Below are 17509 nucleotides of genomic sequence, written 5' to 3' on the forward strand. Positions count from 1 at the left end.
AAGGATTCATTCGACTTATATTCAAATAATAATTGCGATAGACCTTTTTGGCTTGAACGTTCATGAGAGAAAAACTCCTTCACTTTCCTGGTATGTCAAGGATTCATTCGACTTATATTCAAATAATAATTGCGATAGACCTTTTTGGCTTGAACGTTCATGAGAGAAAAACTCCTTCACTTTCCTGGTATGTCAAGGATTCATTCGACTTATATTCAAATAATAATTGCGATAGACCTTTTTGGCTTGAACGTTCATGAGAGAAAAACTCCTTCACTTTCCTGGTATGTCAAGGATTCATTCGACTTATATTCAAATAATAATTGCGATAGACCTTTTTGGCTTGAACGTTCATGAGAGAAAAACTCCTTCACTTTCCTTGTATGTCAAGGATTCATTCGACGATGGACACAAAAAATCCTCCCGATTTTCGTTGGGAGGGTGCGAAATGTGAGTTCTAAAAGGGAAAATCTTTGAAACTACCCATTTCCATTGGATTCTTCTGCGGAAGGCAGTTCTTTTTTCTCCTTTGATAAAAACCAGCCACCTAATGCGATCAGAACGAGTACAGCATAGAATGTTATTTTCCATTCAGGTGATTTTGCAAACCCTTCAGGCAATATTGCCAGCTGAGGGTGTGATAGCGTATAAACAGCCAACTTTACTCCAACCCAGCCAACAATGAGAAACGCGGCGATTTCCAAGCCAGGTTTCATATGAAGCAATTTTACAAAGAGATTAGCGGCAAAGCGCATAATAATTAATCCTATTACTCCTCCAGCAAAGACAACAAGGAACTTGCCTCCATCCATCCCGCCGATTTGCGGAAGATTTGTATTCGGAAGCGTAACGGCCAATGCTACTGCTGCAAGAATGGAATCGACCGCAAATGCGATATCAGCCAATTCTACTTTGAAAACAGTTCCCCAAAATCCGGATTGTTTCTTTTCCTGTATTTCTTTATTTTTTTCTTTTTCTTTATTTACAGCAACTTTTCTAAAAATATGATTGATTGCGATGAATAAAAGATAAAGAGCGCCTATTGCTTGAATCTGCCATATGTTGACAAGGAAGGAAATCACAAATAGTGAAGCAAAACGGAAGACGAATGCGCCTGCAAGCCCATAAAACAACGCTTTCTTTCTTTGTTCTTCCGGAAGATGCTTGACCATAACAGCTAAAACAAGCGCATTATCAGCTGACAAAAGCCCTTCAAGCACAATTAGAAGTAGTAATACCCAGCTGTATTCTAATAAAATTGAAAGTTCCATGTAACCTGAATCCTCCTTTAGTATTTTACTGTAGTTTGATATTTCATTTTCTAAATAAGACCGTATTTTCCTTTAGGAGAGCCAACATTCATTTTTACCAACCATTATGAATTTTATCCTTTTTATACACTCAAGCAAATAAATCATCCCTCTAGAAATGTTGATCTATCAAGGCTTTTCGGCTTCTCAGGGGTGTCCAAAAAATATTTTTCGACAAAATCCCTTATATCCTTTTTCAGTTTTGTGGATATCTTACAGACCTAGGGTGCGCTTCGCGGCCACGGCTGGTTATATTTTCATGCCACGGGGGGGAAGCATATTCGATGCACCCTTTGGATCTCCGCGTCGCTGATGAGGACGAACCCTCCCATGTCTCCGGGCGTCTTCGCGCCAACATTCCCTCGTTCGGTCTCGTCATCAGGCGGAGGCCGGCCAAGCTCCTTTAGGGACTCAAGGTCGAATGGATGAAATCACGCCAGCTTCTCCGGTGTCATCTCGTTGTCCAACGATTCTTCCGTTCGCAGGGGGGAGGCCTTAGGCCGCCCGTTGCACCTGGGACAAGACGTCCTGTTTCATTCGCTCCGCGTCAAACGCTTGTTTCTTCGTACAAATCGCAAACAGCACATTCAACAGCTTCCGGCACAAGGCGACGATGGACTGCTTTCCGGTCAGCGGATTGACGGATCGGGTCGTATAATACTCATGCAGCTCGCGAAACGCCTCGTTATGCCGAATCAGCGGAATCATCGCCCGAAACAGCACCGAGCGCAACCGTTTCCGTCCCCGTTTGGAGATGTGCTTTTGCCCTTTGCGCTGGCCGGAGGAGTTCTCCTTGAGCGTCAGGCCCGCCAACTTCACCAATTGGCGCGGGTCCCGATAATGGGCGAAGCTGCCGATCTCCGCCAGCAGATCGATGATCGTGGCGTCTCCCAACCCGTCGACCGTTTTCAACCATTGATACTCCATCGTCATTTGAACCAATGCCTTCAACTCGGCGTCCAGTGCGGCGATCTCCGCCTCCAATTGGCGGTATCGGCGGACGAGCGCGGCGATCTCAAACCGGGCCATCGCTGTCCCTTCCGTCACCCCAATGGAATCCTTCGCGGTGTTGATCAACGCCTGAATTTTGGCCTTCTGCGGGCATTTCATCCCTTCGCTTTGCCGGTACACCTCAAGAAGCTCCTCCACCGTCCGGCCGGCCATATCAGCCGGAAGCGGCGTCCACTCCAACACCGAAAGCGCCGTTTTCCCCAAGTCACGAAACACGGTCCAAAACTCTGGAAAATACCGATCCGTCCAGCGGACGATCGCGTTTTTCACCGCCGTCTGTTCCTTGCGGAGCTTCTCTTTGAGCGTGCTCCCCACGCGCAAATCGGCTTCAATCTCGTGCAGCAGCCGGGGAACGAGGAATCGTCCGTCTTTTGCCAGTCTGGCAATGACCAGGGCGTCTTTGGCGTCGTGTTTCGTCGGCAGGTTGTCATCAAGTTCTTTCGACCGGCACACATGCGCCGGGTTGACCATGACCAACGGGATCCCGTGCTCCTCGAGGAAGTAGGCCAGGTTCAACCAGTAGTGCCCGGTCGGCTCCACGGCGACGATCACCTCTGACTTCCCGAACGCTTGCATCGCCCCCTGAATCGCTTTATACAGCTGTTGAAACCCCTCTTTCGACTGGAAGATCGGGAACGATTTGCGAAGCACGCGCCCCCGGTCATCCACGAAGCAGGCGTAGTGGGTTCGTTTCGCGATATCAATACCCACGACAAGCGTTTGTTCGGTTACTTGATCAATTTTATAGTTTTGTGTACAATTCATCTGAAGTCCTCCTTGGTATGGTGAGTGATGTGGTTGACACCCCTGCATCATACCAAGAGGGCTTTTTTTGATCAAGTCCCCGGAAAAGCTCCTAACGGGAATGCTCCTTTCGTATTTTACTGTAGTTTGATATTTCATTTTCTAAATAAGACCGTATTTTCCTTTAGGAGAGCCAACATTCATTTTTACCAACCATTATGAATTTTATCCTTTTTACACACTCAAGCAAATAAATCATCCTTTTTACAACGAGTAAATGCTGTCTTTTTTTCATACACTTACCTCCCAGATTATCAAATAAAAAACCTTTACCATGTATGGTAAAGGTTTTACATACAAATAAATACCTTTACCAACGGGTAAAGGTCTTGCTAACAACGTTAACGTTGCCAACAAAGCCGGGAGCGGCAAAACTCCGAAATGACGACTTTGTTGTAAAAGCTACTCCCCTTTAGGAGAACTATTCAACTGTCCAATTTAATCATAAAATAACCTATATGAATCTGTCAATTATTATTTTTACCCGGAGTCAGTCAAGACTTTGTGGAGAACATTTTTTCGGTTCACTACGGGTGTTGTCAATCACTAGTTAGCGAACCATTTTCAGGAATTGATATCGTAAGCGCTTTCGGACTCTCATCCCTCATCTTGAGGCGATGATACGATATTCCATTTTTTTGCACCCAACCACCATCCCGGAGCGCCGACAACGCTTGATGGATCGGTGTCCCGGATGACCGCTGCAGACACGGTAGATTCTGACGCACCACATCTGCCCATAACCGTCCGGCCTTCCGTTTGGCCTGTTCGATCCGCTTGGACTTTGTTGAGGCCGAGGCTGCCGTTCGGGTCTCTTCTTCCTCCACCAACTGCCCATTTCTCCGCCAAATCCCGTCGATTCGGGCTGCCATCGCCCTCAGAAACGCCCGAAGCCCTTGGTCTTTCCAGCTGCGGCGGGATTTCACCCGATGCGCAAACCGGCTCATCACGCTCTCGGCGTGGCCCATCGGACGCATGCCGGTCGTCTCCACCCCTTGCTCCGACAGCCACTCCCGATAGTCCCGGATGCATCCCGGCATCGACTCGATCCGGCGGATCATGGCAGCCATCTGCTTCTCTTTCGCTTCGTCCTCCAACGTGCCGACCGCGCTGTTCAGCTCCACCAGAAGTCCCTCTTCGTCTTGTTTCGCCAGCTTCTTCCGCACCTCCCGCCAACGCGGATGGCCGGACAGACACTGACGCAGCTCCCGCGCCACATGAAATCGATCCAGCTGAAAGCAGGCTCGCTTTCCAAAATACTCCCGGCAGGCTGTGATCCACGACGCCGCGTCGCCGTTGATGATCAAAAGGTCCCGGCACGGGTCATAGGCATATTCGTTCATCAGCCACTCTTCAAACCGTTCCCACACGTCTCCCTCCCCTTCATGGAGGTAGTGGCGCCGGTTCACGAGCTCGAGCTGCGAACCGTTTCGTTTCCATCCCTCGTGAACCGCCAGGATTTTCTCTTCTTTCGCCCGTTTCCCTTTCCCCTGGCGGGAAATGAACAGTCCATCCGCCTCCACAAACAGCACTCGGCCGTGCCGTTGGGAAACAGGGTGGTGCAGCGAGACAGGGGCCTCCAGCACCAGTTGGCGAATCGCCTCGTGGCTTAGGACCGCATACCCCACGATCGACTCCAACGTACGGGCCGCTTTGCGGTAGGAAGAGCACTCTACGGCCAACTCGACCGCCGTTTCCTCGAGGCAAGGGCTGATCGACTGCGCTCCATCAAAGCCCAGTTCGGCATCCAGCAAGAAGGTATACGCCCCCGCCTGCCGATCATAGTAGTAGTTCCGTCGAAACGTCACTTCTCCAAACAGCGTTTGGATCGTGGTCGGCCGTTTGTCTTTCAGCTGATACCGGCGCTTGTCCCGCGCTTCCGCCAGTTGTTGATCAATCTCCTCCAAAAGGGCCGCCAACAAGACAGCGAACACCTTTTGAAGAGTTCTGACGAATTGTTCCTCCAGCTCTTTTAATAAAGGCCATTCTGTGGTAAGATGTTTCATGGACTCTCTCCCTCCTGTTTTATGGATGTTGGTCATCACCATCATAGCAGGGAGAGAGTCCTTTTTGCATGACATTTGCTTTTTTCTACCGCGCTTCGCTTGGTGGCCCCGACGAGCGTCGCGAACAAAAGTTCGCAACCCTCGTCGGGGATCATTTCGGAATGTCACCCACAAATATTTTACTCACACATGAGCTCTATTCCCTGCGCTGGCAAATTGAATTGTTGTTTAAAGCCTGGAAATCCGTATTTGATTTGGAGAAAGTCAAGGAGATGAAAAAAGAACGTTTCGAATGCCATTTATACGGGACGTTGATTGCCATTTTGGTCACCCAGACGTTTCTGTTTCAAGCTCGGATGTATTGGCATCAAAAGGAAGACATTGAAATCAGTGAACGGAAAGCGCTCGATCTTCTCCAATCGTATTGGCACCAGTTGCTTTTGCGTTCGCATATGGCGGAAATCAACCTTTTCTCTCTCCTTTCCCTGTTACGAAAACATGCCAAGAAAGGTCGAAGGAAAGGGGAAGAAACGGCATCAGATATCTTAACGAAATTAGAGATATGGTAGAATTAGATATGGATATAAATACCAAATACCCCTCTTCTGGAGGGGTATTTGGTATGCCCAATAATGGATGTGATCCCCATCATTCACTGCGGGGATGAACACGAGTATCGTCTTAAAAATTTTATACCGCTAAACTTGACGGGTATGGGAACAATCCCCCTTCACAAGTTATATTTTTCCTTTAGCGAAATCGGCGCCATCTTGATGACTTGTTGCAAAATAAACATAAGAACGGCGAAATCATCGATAAAACCAAACAACGCGAGCCAATCCGGAATGAGATCAAACGGCAGCACCATATATAGCAGAAACAGCCCGACAGAGAACGCTTTTTTTCGCATCGGCACCTCGCGCGAAGCAAAAAATTCAACCAAAAACGGAAGAAAACGTCGGACGTGAACGACCAAGCGAAGTCGCCTCCACCACTTGCGCATACCATTCCCCTCCATCCTTCTGACGATTTTCTTCCAAAGCCTCTCCCATTTTCTTTTACGATTATCTTCCCCCTTTCGTTTCGGGCAATGAAAAAAGACCTTTACCATTCTTGGTAAAGGTCTTTTCACAAACAAAGACCTTTACCGCCGCAGGCAAAGGTCTCGCTAACAACGTTGCCGTTGCCAACAAAGCCGAGGGTGTTGCCCTGAACTGACGACTTTGCTGTTAAAGCTACTCCCCTTTTAACACAGAAACCATGTATTTATTTTTACATTTTTATGATATTCAATCTTTATATATGTTGTCAATAAAAAACTGCTCTAATCAATATCTTCTGTGCCAATAGAAAAAATATGATATAATTCAGAAAAAATCATCGGGAGAGACGAATATGAACGCAAAAGAAATCACGGCGCTTTTTGTGCTTGCGGCTTTATGGGGAGCCTCTTTTTTATTTATGCGCATCTCTGCCCCTGCCATCGGTCCTGTGCTTACGATCGAGCTGCGCGTGCTTATTGCCGGTATCGTGCTGTTATTGTATGTATGGATGTTCAAAAAAAGCATAGAGCTGAAAGCTTATTGGAAGGAATATCTTATCGTCGGGGCATTGAATGCGGCAATTCCGTTTACACTGATCGCCGCTGATTGGCATGCTCGGCGGATTAGCCATTATTTTAATAAGCATTTTCCTTTTGTCAGATGTCAAAATCACCTTGAAGCGGCAAGAGTACATAAAAGGATAAGGATCGGCGATCGTATTTGATCCAAGCGAGAATTGGCATGTTTCACTTCCTGCCAGTAATAAATGACAAAAAAGCAGGGCGCCCCCCTGCTTTTTTACTGCCCGGATGTCAACTTTAATCCGATCAGCCCGACAAGAATAAACAACAAAAAGATAACCCTTGGCACTGTTACCGGCTCGTTTAAAAAGAGCATGCCGATAATGACCGCTCCCATCGCCCCGATTCCCGTCCATACCGCATAGGCGGTTCCGATCGGCAATGTTTTCGTTGCCATCGATAAAAAGTAAAAACTGGCCGCCATCCCCGCAACAGTGACGACAGACGGCCACAGACGGGTGAACCCAGCCGTATATTTCAGGGAAATGGCCCAGACGATTTCGAATATCCCGGCGACAACTAAGTATACCCACGCCATGTTTCATTCCTCCTTTCGAAAAATAAAAAAGCCGTGAGAAATATCAAAAATGATACTCCTCCCGGGCTTTTATCCCTCCGTGTACGCGAGAATGACGCGCGTTTTCTCTCGGTCGCAGTCCAGCCGCCAGGCAGCTGCGGAACCCTAGAAAACCTTTTTCTTCCTTTATCCGCTGTTATTGTACCATGTTTGTTGCCGATCGGCTACTGATTTGACCTGCCGCATTACCGTCATAGAAGAAAGCAGATGGGGCATCCCCACCTGCCTTATACCGGATCGTTATCAACATCGCTGTACGATTCAATCGCTTGATCGAGCGCCCGATAGGCCTCAGCGAAAGCGTTTGTCGCCGATTCATCTCCCGCCTCGGCCAGCTCCATTCGTGCATTGCGCGCGTGAGTCACCGCCTGGATGACGTCTTCGATCATTTGCCGTTTGTCCCCGGCGCTCACTTTCAATTGCTCCAATTCGTGAATCGCCCCATCAAGACTCGTCGAGCGCGGTTCGTCAAACGATTGTTCCAGCTGCTCTTTCACACGCTCCAATATTTCTTTCATGATCGCCCATCCTTTCTCTATTCGTTGTCATCCGCTAGTGTGGGCCATATGCGGCAAACTATGCATCGTTGTTTATGCAGCCTTATTCATTCACCCGCTCGTCTTTCAATCCGGCCCAAAACGCCGCGACGACCGACAATGCAACGACAATCATCGGCGCATACATAATCAAAAACGTTTGCATCATCCTTTTCCTCCTTCCCATTCTCCTTTGACATATGCCTTATTGAACAAAAAGAGGCGCATAAGCAAATACAGCGACGGAATTAAAAGCAGCAAGCCAGCGATAAATGCGATAATCAAGGCAATAGCCATCGTTTCGTTTGTAAACCCGTCGTAAATCGTCAAATACGGGTAGAGCAAATACGGGTAATGGGAAATGCCATACGCGTAAAACGCGAATGCATATTGAAACAAAAGCGCGATAAACGCCCAGCCAAACCGCCGCTGCCGCCAAAGCAAATAAACGGTGGCCGCAAAAAACAAAAGCGAAATGATGAGCATCCACGCCATCTCCCATAGACGGGCGTAATGTTCGGGATTATGATGACGCAGCTGGTAAATGATGAGCAGCGCCGACAAGATCGTCGGTCCGCTCCAAAGAAGGGCGTAGCGCCGCAGCAATGCCCGCGCCGCCTGGTCGCCCGCCGCATCGGCATAATACGTCAAAAAAACAGCGGAAATGTAAAGAACGCTCGTCACACTGAGCAGCACAATGCTCCATGACAACGGGCTTGCAAACAGCTTCCCATAATCCAGCGTAACGCCTGAGGCGCCTACCTCCACAAACCCGCCTTCAGAAATCGTCAACACGATGGACAAGGAGGCCGGAATAAACAACCCCGTCAATCCATAAGCGATTAAATACCAGTTCCGTTCCGTCCCCCCATACGTATGAAACGCATAGTACGAGCCGCGAATAGCTAACAAAATGATGGAGATGCTCGCCGGGACAAGCAAAATAGAACCGTAATAATACGCCGTTTTCGGAAAAAAGCCGACAATGCCGACAAAGAAAAAGACAAGAAAGACGTTCGTCACTTCCCATACAGGGGAAAGATAGCGCTGAATGATGCGGTGCAAAATATGCTGTTTGTTTGCCCAATGGCTATAGGCGCTGAAAAACCCAGCCCCGAAATCAATCGAGCCAACGATAATGTACCCGAACAAAAACAGCCATAACACCGAAATGCCAATGACTTCGAGCGTCATGGCGCCACCTCCCCATTATTGGCCCGCTCTGCCAGCTCCCGTTCAACCGGGTTGCGGCGGAACATACGGATGAGCACTATTGCGCTCGCAATTACTAACACCATATACAAAAGGCAAAACAACACAAGCATCGTATCCACATGCGCCGACGATGTCGCTCCTTCCGCCGTTTTCATATAGCCACGCAAAATCCACGGCTGCCGCCCGACTTCCGCTAAGTACCATCCCGCCTCAATCGCAACCATCGCCAGCGGCCCTCCCGCCACCAGCAGTCCAAAAAACCACTTTTTCGCCGTCCACTTCCAGCGGAAAATCGATCCGAGCCAATACGCGGCTGCGACAACCGTTAAAAACACCCCGATCGTGACCATCACATCGAATAAGTAATGAATGTACAGTGGTGGGCGTTCATCTTCCGGAAATTCGTTCAGCCCGGTCACAACCGCCCCCGGGTGGTTGTGCGCCAAAATGCTTAACGCATATGGGATTTTAATGGCATATTTCACCTCGCCATCCTCTGTCAGCATGCCAAACAACACGAGCGGCGCGTGGGAGCTCGTTTCAAAATGCCATTCAGCGGCCGCCAGCTTTTCTGGCTGGTATTCGGCTAAAAATTTGCCCGATAAGTCGCCAATCAATACACTGGCTACCGAAAAAATAAAAGCTGTTTTCATCATTAAATGAAGTGCCTTGCGATGATAAATGTGACGATTGCCTTTCCATAAATGCCAAGCGGCGATCGAAGCAAGCACGAATGCTGACGTCATATACGCAGTCGCCAGCACATGGGCGACTTTCGTCGGCATCGCTGGGTTGAACATAGCCGCGATTGGATCGATGTTGACAAGCTCGCCGTTTTTAAATTCAAACCCTTGCGGCGTATTCATAAACGCGTTCACCATCGTAATAAACATGGCTGATGCTGAAGCCCCAATTGCCACCGGGATAAGCAAAAGCAAATGTTTTTTCTGATTTTCGAACCGATCCCATGTATACAAATAAATGCCGAGGAAAATGGCTTCAAAAAAGAAGGCGAACGTCTCCATGAACAGCGGCAAGCTGATCACTTGGCCAGCCAGCTGCATAAAGTTCGGCCATAAAAGCGACAGCTGCAAGCCGATCGCTGTTCCTGTCACCACGCCGACCGCTACGGTGATGACAAAACCGCGCGTCCAGCGGCGAGCGAGTAAGATGTAATGCATATCATTTTTGCGAATCCCAACCCACTGGGCAATGGCGATCATCAGTGGAACCCCGACGCCGATCGTGGCATAAATGATGTGGACCGTCAGCGTCAATCCCGTCAAAATACGGCTAAGCAGCACCGGATCGTAACCGTTCACGATTCATCCCCCCTTATGAAAACAAGCGACCAATCAAGGAAAGCAAGACAACAGCCGCAACAGCAAAGCTAACGAACACAAGCGTTTTTTCATGCCGCTTCCACATATACATCCCCCCGGACGAACACACAATTATGAAGAATTTGTGACAAACATCACAAATCGCCTACTTGTATTATTTCATAAAATCGAGGACCTTATCCGGCATGATTCCGAACAATTTGTGTCATTTTTCACATATTCATCGTAACAAACAAAAAAAGCAGGATTTCCCTGCTTTTTATTCAAATTATAAATATTTTCGATGCACCGTTTTCCCGTCATACGTAAACAACATCGGCTTTTCCTCGACGACCGTCTCCATATGGACCGGACGGCCCCACAACTGATAAATGTATGGCAGCACTTTTTCCAAATACTTCAGATCGAGTTCGATCCCTTCATACCAATGTTTTAAATACAGCTCTCCGTTGCGCATATAGTCGCCGTCGTTCACCGTAATGTACGGGAACCCGCCGTTCACCCGCATGCTGACGAGTTGGTCGCGAATATGTTCCCAATGCTTGTCGACAATTTTGTAATCTTTCCCTTGTTTTTGGAATAAGTACATATCTTCGCGCATAACGAGCTCTTTCGTTAAATAGTTGCGCAAAAACGAAATATCGGATTCCAGCTCGCGCACTTCAAAAATTTTCGCCCGTCCTGAGCCTGGCTTGACACCGTATTTTTTCATCTCTTCCGTCGGGTTGTTCCAGCGCTCTTCGATGTCCTCAAAAATTTTCAGCCCTAAATAGTACGGATTGATGCCGGTGCGCGACGGCTGCACAACGTTGGCATTTAACTTCGCGAATTCAATGGCTTCATCGCTCGTTAAGTCCATTTCCCGCAAAATGCGCTGATGCCAATACGTCGCCCAGCCTTCGTTTATCTAAGATGCTTATTTTATTCCAACACTGACACAACAAAACACAGTAATTATTGTATACGCATTTTATTGATAGCTCGGTATTTATCATCAGTAATTAAAGAGGAAACAAAATTGTCTAATATTACATCAATAACCAATCGCGCTTCTTCTTTTGTGGTACAGACTATCCTGCCTTGCTCATCTAATTGCAAATTAATCATGCCAGTATTTATCAATTCCTCAATACGCTCTCTTTTTATGCGTTCCAACCCATAATCAGCTGCCTTAGCTAGCTTCTTTTGAAGACTTATCTGAGACTGAACAAATTGTAAAAAGTTAGAATCATCTGAAACAATCCCTTTTTCCATTATCTGTTCGACTATTTCATCTGCTGCTTGTCTAAAAGGCCGGTGAAAAAAGTACACCCTGAGGCAGGGATTTAGGAGGGCTTATGTCGAAAAAAGAAGAAAAATCGTTAGAATGGAGCGTGAGCGGATCATGAAAGCCCCCAAAAACCCTTCGACTCAGCCTCGTCTGTTTCAAGTCATCGACATGGAAGAACTGGTTCCTCCACATCATATCTTGCGCCAAATCAACGAAGCGGTTGACTTTTCCGTCATTCACGATTGGGTGGCTCCCCTGTACACGGAAAAAACGGGTCGCCCGGCGGCGGATCCGGAACGGCTGCTTCGCCTAATGCTGCTCTCGTATTTGTTCGACCACTCTGAGCGGGAGTTGTATGAGATCCTCCCCATGCATGCCGGATACTTGTGGTTTTGCGGTCTCGACTTTGAATCCGTGCTCCATCCGGATCCTCATCACCCCACACTGCCGGATCGAACGACGCTCGTCAAAACACGGAAACGCTGGCGCCAACATGGAATCTTTGACCGGCTGATGACCTATGTGGTGGATCAATGCATCGCGGCGGGGTTGGTCTCGCCGGATGTCCATGCGGCGGCTGACGGCACCCAAGTGCGGGCGAATGCCTCGATCCACAGCTTGCGGGAGGTCAAGCTCGCTCCGGTGGAGACGTTGGAAGACTATCTGGCCCGCACTGCCCGGGAAGATGAACAGACCGAGGCCCGGGATCCGGATGACGACCCACCCTCTCCGTCTCCAAAATCAGGGGAACGCGTCCATGCCGAAGAACGGGGAAACTTCCGTGGAGCCACGTTTTCCAACCGGACCCATCGAAGCGTGACGGATCCGGATGCCCGGTTGTACAAGAAAGGCAAAGGGCAGGAAGCGTATCCTCGGTATCTGGTGCACGACGTCATCGATGTCCAGTCGCGCGTGATTTTATCCAGACGGGCCAGCCTCGCCACTGGAACGGCGGAACGGGAGACGAGTTTGGAGCAGCTGGCTTCGATTCAGTTTCGCCACCCGTCGATTACGATTCGGACCTTGTCTGCGGACAAAGCGTATGGCACCACCGAGTATCTGGAAGCGCTCTTCGTTCAAGGCATCACACCGCTCGTGCCGCTGCGCCGCAAGGAGATGGAGGAGATTCCAACCTGGAAGCGCCGGGCGAAGGATCCCGCTCAGGAAGCAAAGCGCCAGGCGAAAGTCCGAGACGTTCAGATTCGCAATCAAGCGAGGCTCATTCAGCAACAGGGCGGCTATCGATCCATTCAAGCCCTTCGCACGCGTTGTGAGCATGTGTTCGCCGAAGGGAAGGAATGTCACGGGCTGGACCGGGCCCGAAGCCGGGGCCTTTACGCCATGGAAGAACAGGCGCTGTTGACCGCCGTCGTGCAAAATCTGAAGCGATTGTGCCGGTTTCGAAAAAAACGAGGGGGGACCGGCTCTTTGGCGTGCGCAAAACCGGAATTGGGAGCAGGAAGTCCTGCTCGTCTTCCCATCCTTTGGCGCCAAACGGCGGGGAGAATGGCCTCCAAAATTCGACATATGGAAAGTCTATGCCCCATTAATTCACCGGCCTTCTAAATCTTTCATAATATCTAAACAAAGATAAAATTTTATTTTCATTGTACAATAGAACATTATTACCAATTATAATTCCGTCCCATTGATCGTCTAAAAAAAGCTTCTTGTCTCTTTCTTGGGAGATCTGATAATCACCTCTATCCACAACTTCAAGTATTTTACGTTTTTTTAGAAATACACTTTCGTTTATTATTTTTAAAAAATAGTAACTATTCACCCCAGTGCTAGTGTATAAAAAAGCCCAGCACAAATAGGGCATTTCGGTCATAGAAAATGCCCTAGGTAGCGGAAAGAACTCGATCGATCGTTTCGCCTGCCAACAGAAGACATAACGAATCCCACACGTTTTTTTCGTGTTTCGTCAGTGTGGAAACGATGCTTCTTGCGATGCAAAACGACTGCGCGAATGTTTCTTCGCGAAACGTACCCGAAATGTTCTCTTTGACTTTGACCATGCGAAGATCGCGTTCGGCTTGGTTGTTATCAAAGGGAACATGTACTTCACGTAAGAAACGCAGCGCTTCTTCCTTTCGTTTTTGAAGGCGTCGAACAAAAGCGAGTGCTTTTTTCGGAAGAGGCGTCATCGTTTCTAATCGGTGTTGTGCTCTTTCTAGGATGCGATCATACACTCGTTCCCACCGTCTCGCTTCTTCTTCGGAAAGTGCACCGTGATGGGCTTCGACGGCTTGCTTGGCGGCTAACAGAAACGTGGTCATGCGCATCGCCCACGTATGCCCTTGTTCGATGAATCCTTTTAACTCACGCAAATGGTGGGCATGACAAAGGGCATGGGTGGCATGTGTGTATTTCGGATATGTACCGAACGCATCATGCATCATCGTCCCTTCATATCGGGGAAGAATCCCGATATCATCGGTCGCTTTTTTTCCACGAGAAGCGTGAGGAGCCAAGTATGTATATCTCGATGTACACGCGACATGCACCCATGCGAGTTTCCCATTGATGCGCAAACTCGTTTCATCGACATGCAGGATGTTGGATTCAAGTAAGGCGTCTTCGATGATGTCCATATTTGATTCCAGCGCTTCGCGTCCTCGTTTCACCATATTGGCAAGGGTTCCTGTACTAATCGAGTGTTGATATAACGCTTCGATTGTATCACTTAAACGCTTGTACGGGATCAATTGGATATGATGTAAATAAACAACGAGCGCCGTGAGCCGTGGACCGTATTGCACATGATTCGTGACATGGGATGGGAATTCGGCTTGTTGCACGCATCGACAATGTGGACACGATTTCACTTCACGTTCATGTTGTGTCACCTCGATCGCCACAGGAGGGACATCAAACACTTGACGGATATCGACTTTGAACGGTTTGACTTCACGCAAAGAAGCTCCACATCCTTGACACGTATGCACACGGTGGACGACACGATGATGTGGATGTTCCACTTGACGGAGCGTCTTCCCCTCATGTCCCTCTTGCCCACCAGGCTTTTTGCCAGACGGCTCGCGGGAGGAACGCTTTTTCTCAAAACGGTCAGAAGATGGGGGCAAATGGCTATTGGAGCTGTTTTTTTTCGTGCGTGCTTCCAGCTCTTGAACACGGTACTTCAGTTGTTCATTTTCTTTGCGTAGTTGTTTGTTTTCGTGACGCAAATGTTCATTTTCTTGAATGAGTTGATGAATGAGCTGTTTTTGTTGTTGAACTTTGCCGATTAAGCTCTCAACTGTAAATACAGCTTGTTGTACCGTCAACATGTGATTCACCTCCTTGTCTATCAATATTCACATCATGGACAGGAAAAGCAAAAAATATTCAGCTCACTTTATGATGTGGCTGAATAGTTACAAAAAATAAACCTTCATTTCATCATCAATTTCAAGTTTCGCTAATAACACTTTAGGTTTAAAATCATCTCTATTTATTAAAGTCCTTGCATCATTTTCAACTTGCTCATTATTTATACGCTGAGTCCATAAATAAAGTTGATTTAAATTATTTATTTCAATATATCTTTTTATTGTCTCGCTTTCTTCGTCAACTTCTCTAATATTTAATACTACCCGTGGTGCTAGTTGAGCGTCAGCGCTCAACCAGCCCTAGTGTGACCAAGGAATAAGCCAACAAGATGCCATCGAGTGCCACTTCAAACCCGGCCATGGAATTCGCTCGAATGTCGGTGATCCGGTATTGGTCTACGAGAATCGAAAACACCGTCTCGATGACTTTGCGTTTTTTTTGGATCCATTCTTCCCATGCCTTGGATGGGCCGTGCTTTTGATTGTGTCGAGACGGTGTCCAGAACGCGACTTGGTGTTCTTCGTACAGCTTTTCTCGAAGAGCGTGGCTGATGTACCCTTTGTCCCCAAAGTTGTAGGGATGAGGGATTTGAGTCATCACCGTTTCAGCGGCTTTGACGTCGTGGCAGGACGCTTCCGTCACGACATAGCCCATGGCCAGCCCTTGATTGGTCACTTGAAGATGCAGCTTGAAACCGTAGTACCATTGCTTTTTGGAAGCACAATACCCCATATCCGCGATCCCTCGAAATCGCTTGACGCGCTGCATTCTCACGGGATGGCACAACGGAAGAGGCAAGCTGTCGACGACCGCATAAGCATGGTGTTGGCCACGTTTCGCCAGCTCATGACGGATCCATTTGATGGCGAAACCAAGCGCCCGGCAGCGGCGGTTGTATCGGGAGCGTTCAAGAAACGAGCCGTTTGTGAACAAATTTCCCGTGACAAAACGATGCCAGGCTCGTTCGGAAGAAAAGCCCAGCAGCTTCCCCAAAAGGTGAACCGCCATGACCACTTCGTCTTCTTGCTTGACCAAGTGACGGTTGCGGCGATGAAGATACATTTGAATCAACGACAGTTGGGCAGAAACAAAACAGAAAATAGCGGCATATTGTTTTTGAAGTTTGGCTGGATCTGTAGTAAAATGAAAGTGCTCTTGCATGGGGGATCTCTCCTTTCGAATGTTGGGTGACACTTTCATTCTACTGGAGATCCGCCAGCAAGGGCTATTTTTATGCTTGATCAAGTTTATCTAGCACCACGGGTTAATACTTGATAATTTTCTGTTACATCCTCTAGCAAAGCCTTTGTGGTTCCCAACAACCAATCTTGTACTGATTGGTCGATTGGAATTTCTTTTGGATCACAATCATCATAAACAGATTGTGTTCCTTCTCTTAGTACAGAACCTACTATAAATAACTGGTAAACGTAATCATTGTTATGTTCCATTTCATTAATTTTTTCTTTTACATAAATCAATTCATCATTCATTTTGTTGCCCCCTACTCCCATCGATTAATACTGTTTCTTTATCTCTAATAAAACGATAACAAATTATTTTTTTACCTAAGCATTCCTCGAATTTATCATTTTTAGAAATAAGGAGTGCTTCACCTAAATCTGTTTCGATAGCGTATATTCTTAATTTTAGAGCTGCCATAACTGGATTGACATAAAGTAAATCTGAATACATCGATAACCAGAATATTAAAAGAATAAGAACAAATAAAACTATTATATCCCTAAAATTATCCATATCTAGACTAATCAGCGGTAAAACATAAGTAACAAGGTAAACTAATATATCCCTATCCCTAGGTTGTATTTTCTTAATGGTATATTTTTTCTGTCCAATCCTTTTTTTCTCTGTGGTTCTTAATTCAAACAATATAAACAATATCGATAATAATGAAATTACCAGCAGCAAAGTTGATATAAGTCCCATTACTCCATTTAATGTTTTAATCTCTAACAGAAACAATATATCGATAAACCTCCAATATTTAATACAATAAACAAGGAGTAACTATTCAGCCACATCATAAAGTGAGCTGAATATTTTTTGCTTTTCCTGTCCATGATGTGAATATTGATAGACAAGGAGGTGAATCGCATGTTGACGGTACAACAAGCTGTATTTACAGTTGAGAGCTTAATCGGCAAAGTTCAACAACAAAAACAGCTCATTCATCAACTCATTCAAGAAAATGAACATTTGCGTCACGAAAACAAACAACTACGCAAAGAAAATGAACAACTGAAGTACCGTGTTCAAGAGCTGGAAGCACGCACGAAAAAAAACAGCTCCAATAGCCATTTGCCCCCATCTTCTGACCGTTTTGAGAAAAAGCGTTCCTCCCGCGAGCCGTCTGGCAAAAAGCCTGGTGGGCAAGAGGGACATGAGGGGAAGACGCTCCGTCAAGTGGAACATCCACATCATCGTGTCGTCCACCGTGTGCATACGTGTCAAGGATG

General features: G+C 47.2%; 18 protein-coding genes, 3 pseudogenes and 1 riboswitch. Of the genes and pseudogenes, 5 read left to right on the top strand and 16 right to left on the bottom strand.

The features are described 5' to 3' along the window. Positions 1 to 479: 479 nt before the first annotated feature. The 3 genes and pseudogenes from CD000_RS12245 to CD000_RS12255 all read right to left on the bottom strand — a co-directional run. Positions 480 to 1271 carry a TerC family protein gene (locus CD000_RS12245; RefSeq protein WP_063329850.1) on the bottom strand — a complete coding sequence of 264 codons (792 nt, stop codon included), beginning with the start codon at positions 1269 to 1271 and terminating at the stop codon, positions 480 to 482. Positions 1272 to 1805: 534 nt separating this feature from the next. Further along, positions 1806 to 3086 carry an IS110 family RNA-guided transposase gene (locus tag CD000_RS12250; RefSeq protein ID WP_096225767.1) on the bottom strand — a complete coding sequence of 427 codons (1281 nt, stop codon included), beginning with the start codon at positions 3084 to 3086 and terminating at the stop codon, positions 1806 to 1808. A 680-nt stretch (positions 3087 to 3766) separates the two neighbouring features. Continuing rightward, a pseudogene (locus CD000_RS12255) lies at positions 3767 to 5131 on the bottom strand (ISLre2 family transposase); the annotation flags it as partial. 161 nt (positions 5132 to 5292) lie between these two features. Here CD000_RS12255 and CD000_RS19210 point away from each other — a divergent pair. Then, positions 5293 to 5397: pseudogene (locus tag CD000_RS19210) on the top strand (transposase); the annotation flags it as partial. Positions 5398 to 5403: 6 nt separating this feature from the next. Next, entirely contained in the window at positions 5404 to 5700 is a 297-nt protein-coding gene (locus CD000_RS12260) for a hypothetical protein (RefSeq protein ID WP_047818047.1), read from the top strand. Positions 5701 to 5861: 161 nt separating this feature from the next. Here CD000_RS12260 and CD000_RS12265 read toward each other — a convergent pair whose 3' ends face one another. Then, positions 5862 to 6134, bottom strand: a complete 273-nt coding sequence (locus tag CD000_RS12265; RefSeq protein WP_063330078.1) for a YkvA family protein — start codon at positions 6132 to 6134, stop codon at positions 5862 to 5864. Between the two features lie 392 nt (positions 6135 to 6526). Here CD000_RS12265 and CD000_RS12270 point away from each other — a divergent pair, with 392 nt between their 5' ends. After that, positions 6527 to 6898 (top strand): EamA family transporter, encoded by a 372-nt coding sequence (locus CD000_RS12270; protein WP_063330077.1) that lies wholly within the window; start codon positions 6527 to 6529, stop codon positions 6896 to 6898. Positions 6899 to 6972: 74 nt separating this feature from the next. Here the strand turns inward: CD000_RS12270 and CD000_RS12275 are convergent, their stop codons facing one another. The 7 genes and pseudogenes from CD000_RS12275 to CD000_RS12300 form a co-directional block, all read right to left on the bottom strand. Continuing rightward, complete coding sequence (locus CD000_RS12275; protein WP_096225768.1) at positions 6973 to 7293, bottom strand: DMT family transporter; 321 nt, start codon at positions 7291 to 7293, stop codon at positions 6973 to 6975. Positions 7294 to 7349: 56 nt separating this feature from the next. After that, positions 7350 to 7452, bottom strand: a riboswitch (guanidine-I (ykkC/yxkD leader). Between the two features lie 107 nt (positions 7453 to 7559). After that, positions 7560 to 7850, bottom strand: coding sequence for a hypothetical protein (locus CD000_RS12280; protein WP_096225769.1), 291 nt, complete (start codon positions 7848 to 7850; stop codon positions 7560 to 7562). Between the two features lie 82 nt (positions 7851 to 7932). Further along, entirely contained in the window at positions 7933 to 8034 is a 102-nt protein-coding gene (cydS, locus tag CD000_RS19665; RefSeq protein ID WP_483299629.1) for a cytochrome bd oxidase small subunit CydS family protein, read from the bottom strand. After that, positions 8034 to 9062 (bottom strand): cytochrome d ubiquinol oxidase subunit II, encoded by a 1029-nt coding sequence (locus CD000_RS12285; RefSeq protein ID WP_096225770.1) that lies wholly within the window; start codon positions 9060 to 9062, stop codon positions 8034 to 8036. The genes cydS and CD000_RS12285 overlap by 1 nt, the downstream gene beginning before the upstream one ends. After that, entirely contained in the window at positions 9059 to 10405 is a 1347-nt protein-coding gene (locus CD000_RS12290; RefSeq protein ID WP_096225771.1) for a cytochrome ubiquinol oxidase subunit I, read from the bottom strand. The genes CD000_RS12285 and CD000_RS12290 overlap by 4 nt, the downstream gene beginning before the upstream one ends. 289 nt (positions 10406 to 10694) lie before the next feature. Continuing rightward, a pseudogene (locus tag CD000_RS12295) lies at positions 10695 to 11333 on the bottom strand (SpoVR family protein); the annotation flags it as partial. A 47-nt stretch (positions 11334 to 11380) separates the two neighbouring features. Beyond that, positions 11381 to 11737, bottom strand: coding sequence for a Kiwa anti-phage protein KwaB-like domain-containing protein (locus CD000_RS12300; protein ID WP_255404869.1), 357 nt, complete (start codon positions 11735 to 11737; stop codon positions 11381 to 11383). Positions 11738 to 11792: 55 nt separating this feature from the next. Here CD000_RS12300 and CD000_RS12305 point away from each other — a divergent pair, with 55 nt between their 5' ends. After that, positions 11793 to 13262, top strand: coding sequence for an IS5-like element ISGka1 family transposase (locus CD000_RS12305; protein WP_096225772.1), 1470 nt, complete (start codon positions 11793 to 11795; stop codon positions 13260 to 13262). Positions 13263 to 13540: 278 nt separating this feature from the next. Here CD000_RS12305 and CD000_RS12315 read toward each other — a convergent pair whose 3' ends face one another. The 5 genes from CD000_RS12315 to CD000_RS12335 all read right to left on the bottom strand — a co-directional run bounded on the left by CD000_RS12315 (position 13541) and on the right by CD000_RS12335 (position 17015). Next, positions 13541 to 14989 (bottom strand): IS66-like element ISBst12 family transposase, encoded by a 1449-nt coding sequence (locus CD000_RS12315; protein WP_062898466.1) that lies wholly within the window; start codon positions 14987 to 14989, stop codon positions 13541 to 13543. Positions 14990 to 15076: 87 nt separating this feature from the next. Continuing rightward, positions 15077 to 15325, bottom strand: coding sequence for a hypothetical protein (locus CD000_RS12320; protein WP_233130439.1), 249 nt, complete (start codon positions 15323 to 15325; stop codon positions 15077 to 15079). Then, positions 15315 to 16193: an IS982-like element ISGsp1 family transposase gene (locus CD000_RS12325; RefSeq protein ID WP_014195983.1), complete on the bottom strand. Its 879-nt coding sequence runs from the start codon at positions 16191 to 16193 to the stop codon at positions 15315 to 15317. Before CD000_RS12325 ends, CD000_RS12320 begins: the two co-directional genes overlap by 11 nt. A gap of 86 nt (positions 16194 to 16279) precedes the next feature. Then, positions 16280 to 16525 (bottom strand): hypothetical protein, encoded by a 246-nt coding sequence (locus CD000_RS12330; RefSeq protein WP_233130440.1) that lies wholly within the window; start codon positions 16523 to 16525, stop codon positions 16280 to 16282. Next, a complete protein-coding gene (locus CD000_RS12335) occupies positions 16518 to 17015 on the bottom strand; it encodes a hypothetical protein (protein WP_096225773.1) in 498 nt (165 codons plus the stop codon). Before CD000_RS12335 ends, CD000_RS12330 begins: the two co-directional genes overlap by 8 nt. 132 nt (positions 17016 to 17147) lie before the next feature. Between CD000_RS12335 and CD000_RS12340 the strand changes: the two genes are divergently transcribed. After that, on the top strand, positions 17148 to 17509 hold a 362-nt coding region (locus tag CD000_RS12340), incomplete at its 3' end, for a DUF6444 domain-containing protein (RefSeq protein WP_233130441.1).

The sequence above is a fragment of the Geobacillus sp. FJAT-46040 genome (genome assembly GCF_002335725.1).
Lineage (GTDB): Bacteria > Bacillota > Bacilli > Bacillales > Anoxybacillaceae > Geobacillus > Geobacillus thermoleovorans.